Source organism: Pseudomonas sp. NPDC087598 (assembly GCF_044743525.1).
In the GTDB taxonomy this organism is placed as follows: domain Bacteria; phylum Pseudomonadota; class Gammaproteobacteria; order Pseudomonadales; family Pseudomonadaceae; genus Aquipseudomonas.
Genome location: NZ_JBIUWQ010000019.1, coordinates 1 through 9,654, shown reverse-complemented (window position 1 = coordinate 9,654; position 9,654 = coordinate 1). Strand labels below are relative to the sequence as shown.

The following is a 9,654-nucleotide window of genomic DNA, read 5'->3' as shown; positions in this document are numbered from 1 at the left end:
TGTTCTCTTTGTGTGCATACCAATGGACAGGGTTCTGGCCCCCCAAGCTCTGTACGAAACAGACCCAAACGAAGCCAGTGGGCCGGTATTAGTTCCAGCCGCGCAGTTTGGAGTTTAGGCACGTTCCCGCAGTTCCGTGATTTTTTACAAAAGATTCGGTCATAAGCCCGGTTTCCGGGGGGCTGCTGCGCAGCGGGCGAGTTGTCTATGCTTTGTCACATGGCGCGCCTTGCCAGTGGGGCACGGGCAGCGCCAGAATGCCGCTATCTGCCCCGCCTGATTGTTAAGGAAGCCCGATGCCTGATCCTGTCGCTGCCAGCTTGCGTCTAGCGCCTGAAGCGCTGACCCGTCCGTTTTCCGCTGAACAGTTCAGCTTCACTACCACCAATGATCTGGAGCCCTTTCGCGGTGTGCTCGGCCAGCAACGCGCGGTCGAAGCCTTGCAGTTCGGTGTGGCGATGCCACGCCCCGGTTACAACGTCTTTGTCATGGGCGAACCCGGTACCGGTCGCTTTTCGTTCGTCAAACGCTACCTGAAGGCTGAAGGCAAACGCCTGCAGACCCCGGCCGACTGGGTCTACGTCAACAACTTCGACGAGCCACGCGAGCCCCGCGCCCTGGAGTTGCCTTCAGGCACTGCCGGCGCGTTCATCGGTGACATCAACGGTTTGATCGATAACCTGCTGGCGACTTTTCCGGCGGTATTCGAGCACCCGTCCTACCAGCAGAAAAAAAGCGCCATCGACCGCGCTTTCAATCAGCGCTACGACAAGGCCCTCGACATCATCGAGCGTCTGGCCCTGGAAAAAGACGTCGCCCTGTACCGCGACAGCAGCAACATTGCCTTCACGCCGATGCTCGATGGCAAAGCCTTGGACGAAGCCGAATTCGCCCAACTGCCCGAAGCTGATCGCGAGCGTTTCCACGAAGACATCTCCGGCCTCGAAGAGCGCCTGAACGAAGAACTCGCCAGCCTGCCGCAGTGGAAACGCGAGTCGAACAATCAACTGCGTTCGCTCAACGAAGAAACCATCACGCTGGCCTTGCAGCCGTTGCTGTCGCCGCTGTCGGAGAAGTACGCCGAGAACGCTGCGGTCTGCGGTTACCTGCAAGCGGTACAAGTCTATTTGCTGAAAACCGTGGTCGAGCAACTGGTTGACGACAGCAAGACCGACGCCGTCGCGCGCAAGTTGCTGGAAGAGCAATACGCGCCGAGCCTGGTGGTCGGTCATCCGGCCAGCGGTGGTGCGCCGGTGGTATTCGAGCCGCACCCGACGTATGAAAACCTGTTCGGCCGCATCGAATACACCACCGATCAGGGCGCGCTCTACACCACTTATCGTCAGTTGCGTCCGGGTGCGTTGCACCGCGCCAACGGTGGTTTCCTGATCCTTGAAGCGGAAAAAATGCTCAGCGAGCCGTTTGTCTGGGATGCGCTCAAACGCGCCCTGCAATCGCGCAAGCTGAAAATGGAATCGCCGCTGGGCGAGATGGGCCGTTTCGCCACGGTGACGCTCAACCCGCAGCACATTCCGTTGCAGGTCAAAGTCATCATCATCGGTGCGCGGTCGCTGTACTACACGCTGCAAGATCTCGATCCGGACTTCCAGGAGATGTTCCGCGTTCTGGTCGATTTCGACGAAGACATCCCGATGGTCGACGAGAGCCTGGAGCAATTCGCCCAGCTGTTGAAAACCCGGACTTCGGAAGAAGGCATGGCGCCGCTGACCGCCGATGCGGTGGCGCGTCTGGCGACTTACAGTGCACGTCTTGCCGAGTACCAGGGGCGGTTGTCGGCGCGTATTGGCGATCTGTTCCAACTGGTCAGCGAAGCGGATTTCATCCGTCATCTGGCCGGCGATGAAATGACCGATGCCGGTCATATCGAACGAGCGCTGAAAGCCAAAGCCACCCGCACTGGTCGTGTGTCGGCGCGGATTCTCGACGACATGCTCGCCGGGATCATTCTGATCGACACCGATGGCGCGGCTGTTGGCAAGTGCAACGGCCTGACCGTGCTTGAGGTCGGCGACTCGGCGTTTGGTGTGCCGGCGCGGATTTCCGCCACGGTGTACCCGGGCGGCAGCGGCATCGTCGACATCGAGCGTGAGGTCAATCTCGGCCAGCCAATCCACTCCAAAGGCGTGATGATCCTCACCGGTTATCTGGGTAGCCGTTACGCCCAGGAATTCCCGCTGGCGATTTCCGCGAGCATCGCGCTGGAGCAATCCTACGGTTACGTCGATGGCGACAGTGCGTCGCTGGGCGAGGCCTGCACGCTGATTTCGGCGCTGTCGAAGACCCCGCTCAAGCAGTGCTTTGCGATCACCGGTTCGATCAACCAGTTCGGTGAAGTGCAGGCGGTCGGCGGGGTCAACGAGAAGATCGAAGGTTTCTTCCGTCTCTGCGAGGCACGCGGTTTGACGGGCGAGCAGGGCGCGATCATTCCGCAAGCCAACGTGGCCACGCTGATGCTCGACGAGAAAGTGCTGGCGGCGGTGCGCGCCGGGCAATTCCACGTTTATGCGGTGCGTCAGGCTGATGAGGCGTTGAGTCTGCTGGTCGGCGAACCCGCGGGTGCGCCGAACGAGGAGGGCGAATTCCCTGAAGGCAGCATTAACGCACGGGTGGTCGAGCGCTTGCGCGACATCGCCGAAATGATCAGCGAAGAAGACCTCAAGGAAGCCGAGAAGGAGTTGGCGCAGGAAGCCTTGGCCGAAGCCAAACCGGCCTAAGCCTGAACGCAGTAAAAACTGTGGGAGCGAGCCTGCTCGCGAAAGCGGTGTATCAGATGACAAATAAGTTGCCTGATACTCCGCATTCGCGAGCAGGCTCGCTCCCACAGTGTTTTTACAGATTGTTTTTGCAGTGATCTTCGGGAAATGTGCCATCACTCTGGCGCCAATATTCACACAATGACCATTCGGCGCCTTTTGGTTCTATCCGGCTTGCGCGGCGGACTTTTCTTCTATTCTCAGCTCAAGGATATCGACAGTATCACTGGATCGAGCCAGTCCTCCCGTGAGGGCTGAATACCAGCTTCACCGAGGGTCGCCGCCATGTCGCGCAACCTCTGCCTCACCCGTCAATGCTTGGGTCTTGTGACCCGCATCGAATGCGCCATCAAACCATTGGCCGGCGATAACGGCATGTGGACTCTGCTCTTCGCTGCCGGCATGGCTGGCGAACAACCTTCCGCCATCAAAGCCCAGGGCCCGTTCCACGGACCGATCGCCGCCGAGTCAATCCTTGACACTATCGTTGAGAGCCTGACGATGCACGGCTATCAGTTGGCCGATGATCCGCAGATCTGGAGCCTGCACCTGCAAGCCCAGCTACGGCAAATCAATGGTGGCCGAGGCCGCAGCCTCAATTAACGCGTACCCCTGCAGGAGCTGCCGCAGGCTGCGATCTTTTGACTGTGCTCTTCAAGGCGCAGTCTCAGGCAACGACGCCTTATCGAGTTTGACCTCAAAGCCGTATTGCACAGTGGCGAGGTCGGTTCGCTGATAGGTCTCCACGTGTGTTGGATGGCCATAAAAGTAATGCACGCCAAACAGCGCCGGGCCTTCCGCGCTCGCATCGTGGCTGACCGAAAGAATCTGCTTCAGGTAATTGCCGCTGTCGTCCTTGACGAAGAATCGCCACTCGTTGGCGGGGAACAGTTTCAGGTCCACCACCAACGTGTTGTTCTTGATCTCCAGGCCTTTTGGCAGAGACTTGGCGTCGTAGGATTTCTTGTCGACCGTTGCAAGAAACAGCGGCATCGAGCCCACGGCGATTGCCGGGGTTTCCGGGAACAGATTCAAATCGTAGGTGATCGTCGCTCGCAACGGATCAACCTTATAAGCCTCGGGCGGCAGTTCGATGGGTTCATCGAGTTTGCCGCTGCGTTTTTCAGTGAAGAACGTCACCGGACTTTCACCGGGATTGAAGTCATCGCCAAGCAGCTCATCGTTGAATGTGCGGCGATGGGAAAATTCGATACGCGCGGCGCTTGGGTCTTCTACCGATTGATGGGTACGGATACCGGCCTTCAACTGCTCTTCGGTAAGGCTTGCGCCTTTGAGCCAGTTCACGGCCAGATCGTCATACACCACCACCGGCAGATCCAGCGGTTGAATGGCTTTTTCCGTCGTGTGCTGTTGAAACGCGCGAACGGGCAGGTCCAGCGTTTTGCGGGTCACGGTCACTGACGAGAAGTCGAGCACGCTGACTTCCAGCGTTTCGATCGGGCCGTTGAAATAGACCTTGTTGTAGCGGCGCGGGTGTTGTTGTTCAAAGGCTTGCTGCTCGTCGCCGAGCTGTTTTTCCAGCGCCTCGCTCCAGGTCTTCTGCTGTTGCAGGTGTGCCAGTTGTTTTTCGTAGAAGGACACTTGCTCCGGGCTCTCGTTGATCGAGCCGGCACGCACCAGATATTGCCCGGTCGCGTCACGGGCCTGAACGATCAGCGGATTGAGCTGGGCGTCGGCGACTTCCGCAGCCAGCGGCAGGCTGTTGCTGAATTCGACCTCGGCATAGTTCTTTTCCAGTTTCAGCACTTTGACGCTGAGGTTGTCATCGGTACGCGTCTGACCGACATCGTTTTTACTCAGATCGAAACTGAACAGACGTCGCGGCGCGATCACTTCCACTTTGCCTTGCAGGCTCACCGGTTGTGGCTGGGTTTTCTTGTCCACGTCGAGACCGTCGATGAACGGGTAGGTCACGGTCAGGTCATCGGGATTGGTGACGTTGGAGCTTGAGGGGCTTAGCTGAATGCCCGGGTCGGTTTCCGACCACTCCGGCTGGTAGGCAATGACGCGCTTGTTGCTCAGGGTGACCGACTGCCATTCCACGCCATGGGGAAACAGGAAGCCACCGGGAATGTTGAGATTGAACGGGAAGACCGGTTGCAGATCCGTGAGGTAGTCGGAGCTGGCGTCCTTGTGCAGCACGAACAGGCCATTGATGAAGGTATCGACCAGCGCCTGCGGGGCAGGGTAGTGCTTGAGGATGCCGAGGGCGTCTTCGCCGTATTCGGTTTTTACCGCAATGCTGTCGAGTTTGAGCTGGGCGCGTTCAAGCAACAGCAGCGAACCGCCGAGTTCGGTGACGGCGTCCTTGAGCTTCGGATCGCTGATGGCATCGAGAGACTGTTCGAACTTTGCGGTCTTTTCTTCCAGGCTGACCGCGTGCTTCTCGTCACCTGGCGAGCAGCCGCCGAGGAGCAGGGTCAAGCAAATTCCGGCAATCGTTATCGGCAATCGCACATCCATTTCCACTCGTCCTGTCCGCTGTCGCTGAGCTGTCAATGGTTTGGACACTAGCAGAAAAAAAATGCCACACACGCGCAGGTGGCGGATTTTCGGGCAGTTTCTGGGTGTCACAGGTGGCTGGTATACTCGCCGCCGATTACCACCCCCCTTGTGTGAGATTCAATGGAACGCTTTATCGAAAACGCAATGTATGCCTCGCGCTGGCTGCTGGCGCCGATCTACTTCGGGCTCTCCCTCGGGTTGCTGGCGCTGGCGCTGAAATTCTTCCAGGAAGTTTTCCACGTCATTCCCAATGTGTTCTCGATGGCTGAATCGGATCTGATTCTGGTGCTGCTGTCGCTGATCGATATGGCGCTGGTGGGCGGCTTGCTGGTCATGGTGATGATTTCCGGCTACGAGAACTTCGTCTCGCAACTGGACATCGATGAAGGCAAGGAAAAGCTCAACTGGCTGGGCACCATGGATTCTTCGTCGCTGAAGATGAAAGTGGCAGCCTCGATCGTGGCGATCTCCTCGATCCACCTGTTGCGGATTTTCATGGATGCCAAGAATGTCGATCCCGAGCACTTGAAGTGGTACGTGATCATTCACATGACCTTCGTTCTCTCGGCCTGCGCAATGGGTTATCTGGACAAGGTCACCAAGCACTGATCACTCTTTGATCGCTGCAAAAGAACCGCCCGTCTGTTGCGAAACAGACGGGCGGTGTCGTTTGTGGCTTGTGCTTTGTTGCGTGCGGGCATATCCCTGTAGATGTCTTGGCTCGCCACTGCGTGAGGTGCGTTCATGAACCTGCAAGAGTTAAGTTTGTTTGCCTTCGCCAGGAAGGTTGATGAGCTGAACCTGATTTCCATGGAAGGCGGGATTTACCTGCTCGAAGCGCGAATGCATGGCACGGCGTACCCGTTAAGTGATTTCAAGGGCAACATGCTGACGCTGCGCTCGGTCGAGCACGCGCGGGATTTATTGCACCGCTTCCCGGTGTTGCCGTTCAACCTGGTACACACCTCGGTACATGATGAAATGTGCGGCCTCGGCGCCAGTGGCGAGGAAAGCCTGAAACTGCCGCTCGCCTGGCGCTCGGCCCTGTAGGCCCGGCGCGCCACAGGTCTGGCATCTGTGCTAGTCTGCTCGCCCTTTTGGTTCCGGGCGCGCCGGGACGCGCTGTGCACGCACGGCAAGTCTTGTGGCCGTCCGCACAGCGGAGCAGTGTCATGTCCGAAGTAAATCTGTCCACCGACGAAACCCGCGTCAGCTACGGTATTGGCCGTCAGCTGGGTGACCAGCTGCGCGACAACCCGCCACCGGGTGTTAGCCTGGACGCCATCCTGGCAGGCCTGACCGACGCTTTCGCCGGTAAGGAAAGCCGTGTGGGTCAGGAAGAAATGTCCGCCAGCTTCAAGGTTATCCGCGAAATCATGCAAGCCGAAGCAGCTGCCAAAGCCGAAGCCGCTGCTGGCGAAGGCCTGGCCTTCCTGGCTGAAAACGCCAAGCGTGATGGCATCACCACTCTGGCTTCCGGCCTGCAATTCGAAGTGCTGACTCAAGGTGAAGGCGCCAAGCCGACCCGTGAAGACCAAGTGCGTACTCACTACCACGGCACGCTGATCGACGGCACCGTGTTCGACAGCTCCTACGAGCGCGGCCAGCCTGCAGAATTCCCGGTTGGCGGCGTGATCCCTGGCTGGACCGAAGCCCTGCAACTGATGAATGCCGGCAGCAAATGGCGTCTGTACGTGCCGAGCGAACTGGCTTACGGCGCGCAAGGCGTTGGCAGCATCCCGCCGCACAGCGTTTTGGTGTTCGACGTCGAGCTGCTCGACGTTCTGTAAGACCTGGTCTGTCCCTGTGACAGGCTAACAATGTGGGAGCGAGCCTGCTCGCGAAGGCATTTTCTCAGACAACTCTGCAGTTGCCTGATACACCCTTTCGCGAGCAGGCTCGCTCCCACAGTACCTTCGGCACTTCATACCTCGATCTTGTGATGCAGTTCGCTGGTCGGGCGCAACGCTCGGGCGTAGCAGAACAGGAACAGATTGCGCACCAGCTCCTTGAGCACCAGCGGCTCACTGGAATTCAGGCTGCTGACGTCCAGATCCCCCTGATCCTGCAACTCATGCAAGGCCTCTTCTTCAAGCACCGCACAGACTTCACCGGTTTCCCGATGGAGGATTCTGAGGTACGGGTGTGGGCGATCCAGCCAAGCGTCGATCAAATAAGTCATGGTTCTCATCTCCTTGAAAGGTTTCAATGAGAATAATTCTTATTCATCAAATAGCAAGTGCCTATTGGCTGATTGTGAATTTTTGCGGGTAAAGATTGCGTAAGGTCAAAACGGCTGGCGTATGGCTATCGCGTGGATTGGCTGGGGGAAAGCGGGGAGGGTGGAACTCCATCCCACGTCGGGCGCGGGATGGATGACAACAGGTTCAGACTTTTCTGACGAACTCGGATTTGAGTTTCATCGGGCCGATACCGTCGATCTTGCAGTCGATGTCGTGGTCGCCATCGCACAGGCGGATGTTCTTGACCTTGGTGCCGACCTTGACCACCAGCGAGGTGCCCTTGACCTTCAGATCCTTGATCACGGTGATGGTGTCGCCGTCTTGCAGGACATTGCCGACCGAGTCTTTCTTCACTGCATCGTCAGAGGCCACTTCGGCTTCGCCATTGGCCGACCACTCGTGGGCGCACTCCGGGCAGATCAGTTGGGCGCCGTCTTCGTAGGTGTATTCGGAATTGCATTTCGGGCAGGGTGGCAACGTGCTCACTAAGGCTCCTTGGGATGTGGATCGCTAAAAGTCGCACATTGTATAAGGTTTTAGCGGCGAGCGGGCAGGCAACAAAAAGCCGCAGGCTTCGGAGAAGGCTGCGGCCCTTGATTTGCGCGTGGTGATCAGTGCGTACGCGCGACCGCAAACTCGCTCAGCTCAACCAGTGCATCACGGTATTCGCTGGCTGGCAGTGCGTCGAGGCACTTGATCGCACGGGCCACGTAATCACGGGCCAGTTGCGCGGTGTATTCCAGCGAGCCGGAAGCTTCCACGGCGATGCGAATGCTTTCCAGATCTTCGATCCCGCCTTTCTGAATCGCCTGACGTACCAGAGCTGCCTGTTCAGGCGTGCCTTCGCGCATGGTGTAAATCAGCGGCAGGGTCGGTTTGCCTTCGGCCAGATCGTCACCGACGTTCTTGCCCAGGGTTTCGGCGTCGCCCTTGTAGTCAAGCAGGTCGTCGACCAACTGGAACGCCACGCCGAGGTGATCACCGAAGGTACGCAGGGCTTCGCTCTGCTCGGCGCTGGCACCGGCCAATGCAGCGGCACTGTGGGTCGAGGCTTCGAAGAGCATAGCGGTCTTGCCGCGGATGACTTCCATGTAGGTTTCTTCGGTGGTGCTGGCGTCACGCACCTTGGACAACTGCAGCACTTCGCCTTCAGCGATAATGCGTGTGGCCTGGGACAGGATCTTCATGACCGGCATCGAGCCCAGTTCGACCATCATCTCGAACGAGCGCGAGTACAGGAAGTCGCCGACCAGCACGCTCGGGGCGTTGCCCCACATGGCGTTGGCGGTCGAGCGGCCACGGCGCATGCCGGACATGTCGACGACGTCGTCATGCAGCAAGGTCGCGGTGTGCAGGAATTCGATGGTGGCGGCCAGCAGGCGCATGTCGTCGCCTTCGCGACCCAGGGCCTTGCCACACAGCAACACTAATAAAGGACGCAGACGTTTGCCACCGGCCGAGGTGATGTAATCGCCGATTTTCGATACCAGCGGCACTCGGGAAGTCAGCTGCTTCTTGATGATGCCGTCGACGGCGCTAAAATCGTCCGCCACCGCGCGGTAGAAAGCTTGGGGTTGCATCAGCGAGAGTCGCTCCAGAAGGGTTGCGCGGCATGCTAGGACCCCCGTCCAGACCTGTCAAGGCGCGATGGACGGCTACTTGCAAGCCTGCGGCGCCTTGCGTACAATCGCGCACCCTGAACTTCCTGGGCAGCACCTGCCTTACGCAATTGCAAGTGGGCCTTCCAGCCCCATGCAGCCATGCCAGCCAATACCTCTTCTTATAAAGAGCTGGGTGAGCAGGATTATCGGAGAAATACCATGTCTTATGCAGTAATCGTTACTGGCGGCAAGCAGTACAAAGTCGCCCCAGGTGAATACCTGAAGATCGAAAAACTGGAAATCGCTACCGGCGAATCCGTTACCTTTGATCGCGTTCTGTTGGTTGCCAATGGCGACGACGTAAACATCGGCGCTCCAGTTGTTGCTGGCGCTACTGTTGTGGCTGAAGTGATCTCCCAAGGTCGTCACGATAAAGTCCGCATCATCAAGTTCCGTCGTCGTAAGGACTAAATTAATGTTATTGTAGTACTTCTGTTTTTCAGTGTGATT

Annotated in this window: 9 protein-coding genes and 1 pseudogene; 6 read left to right on the top strand and 4 right to left on the bottom strand. The window is 58.2% G+C overall.

Features of this window, described 5'->3' with window-relative positions; genetic code table 11:
- Nucleotides 1–296: 296 nt before the first annotated feature.
- Together ACIOWE_RS12805 and ACIOWE_RS12800 are read left to right on the top strand one after the other, a co-directional pair.
- Nucleotides 297–2,735: a Lon protease family protein gene (locus ACIOWE_RS12805; protein WP_401391663.1), complete on the top strand. Its 2,439-nt coding sequence runs from the start codon at nucleotides 297–299 to the stop codon at nucleotides 2,733–2,735.
- A gap of 324 nt (nucleotides 2,736–3,059) precedes the next feature.
- Entirely contained in the window at nucleotides 3,060–3,377 is a 318-nt protein-coding gene (locus tag ACIOWE_RS12800) for a hypothetical protein (protein WP_103303607.1), read from the top strand.
- A 51-nt stretch (nucleotides 3,378–3,428) separates the two neighbouring features.
- Here ACIOWE_RS12800 and ACIOWE_RS12795 read toward each other — a convergent pair whose 3' ends face one another.
- Nucleotides 3,429–5,258 carry a hypothetical protein gene (locus tag ACIOWE_RS12795; RefSeq protein WP_401391660.1) on the bottom strand — a complete coding sequence of 610 codons (1,830 nt, stop codon included), beginning with the start codon at nucleotides 5,256–5,258 and terminating at the stop codon, nucleotides 3,429–3,431.
- 162 nt (nucleotides 5,259–5,420) lie between these two features.
- Between ACIOWE_RS12795 and ACIOWE_RS12790 the strand changes: the two genes are divergently transcribed.
- From ACIOWE_RS12790 to ACIOWE_RS12780, 3 genes are all read left to right on the top strand, one after another.
- Complete coding sequence (locus tag ACIOWE_RS12790) at nucleotides 5,421–5,909, top strand: TIGR00645 family protein (protein WP_201236736.1); 489 nt, start codon at nucleotides 5,421–5,423, stop codon at nucleotides 5,907–5,909.
- 135 nt (nucleotides 5,910–6,044) lie between these two features.
- Nucleotides 6,045–6,350, top strand: coding sequence for a DUF6482 family protein (locus ACIOWE_RS12785; RefSeq protein WP_401391656.1), 306 nt, complete (start codon nucleotides 6,045–6,047; stop codon nucleotides 6,348–6,350).
- 122 nt (nucleotides 6,351–6,472) lie between these two features.
- Entirely contained in the window at nucleotides 6,473–7,090 is a 618-nt protein-coding gene (locus tag ACIOWE_RS12780) for an FKBP-type peptidyl-prolyl cis-trans isomerase (RefSeq protein ID WP_103303603.1), read from the top strand.
- Nucleotides 7,091–7,224: 134 nt separating this feature from the next.
- Here the strand turns inward: ACIOWE_RS12780 and ACIOWE_RS12775 are convergent, their stop codons facing one another.
- The 3 genes from ACIOWE_RS12775 to ACIOWE_RS12765 form a co-directional block, all read right to left on the bottom strand.
- The gene (locus ACIOWE_RS12775; protein ID WP_025108780.1) at nucleotides 7,225–7,482 is read right to left on the bottom strand and encodes a hypothetical protein; all 258 of its coding nucleotides are present in this window, start codon (nucleotides 7,480–7,482) and stop codon (nucleotides 7,225–7,227) included.
- A gap of 205 nt (nucleotides 7,483–7,687) precedes the next feature.
- On the bottom strand, nucleotides 7,688–8,029 hold the full coding sequence (locus tag ACIOWE_RS12770; RefSeq protein WP_003228364.1) for a zinc ribbon domain-containing protein YjdM: 342 nt from the start codon (nucleotides 8,027–8,029) through the stop codon (nucleotides 7,688–7,690).
- 125 nt (nucleotides 8,030–8,154) lie between these two features.
- The gene (locus tag ACIOWE_RS12765; protein ID WP_192562456.1) at nucleotides 8,155–9,123 is read right to left on the bottom strand and encodes a polyprenyl synthetase family protein; all 969 of its coding nucleotides are present in this window, start codon (nucleotides 9,121–9,123) and stop codon (nucleotides 8,155–8,157) included.
- A gap of 240 nt (nucleotides 9,124–9,363) precedes the next feature.
- Between ACIOWE_RS12765 and rplU the strand changes: the two are divergent.
- A pseudogene (rplU, locus tag ACIOWE_RS12760) lies at nucleotides 9,364–9,609 on the top strand (50S ribosomal protein L21); the annotation flags it as partial.
- Between the last annotated feature and the right edge of the window lie 45 nt (nucleotides 9,610–9,654).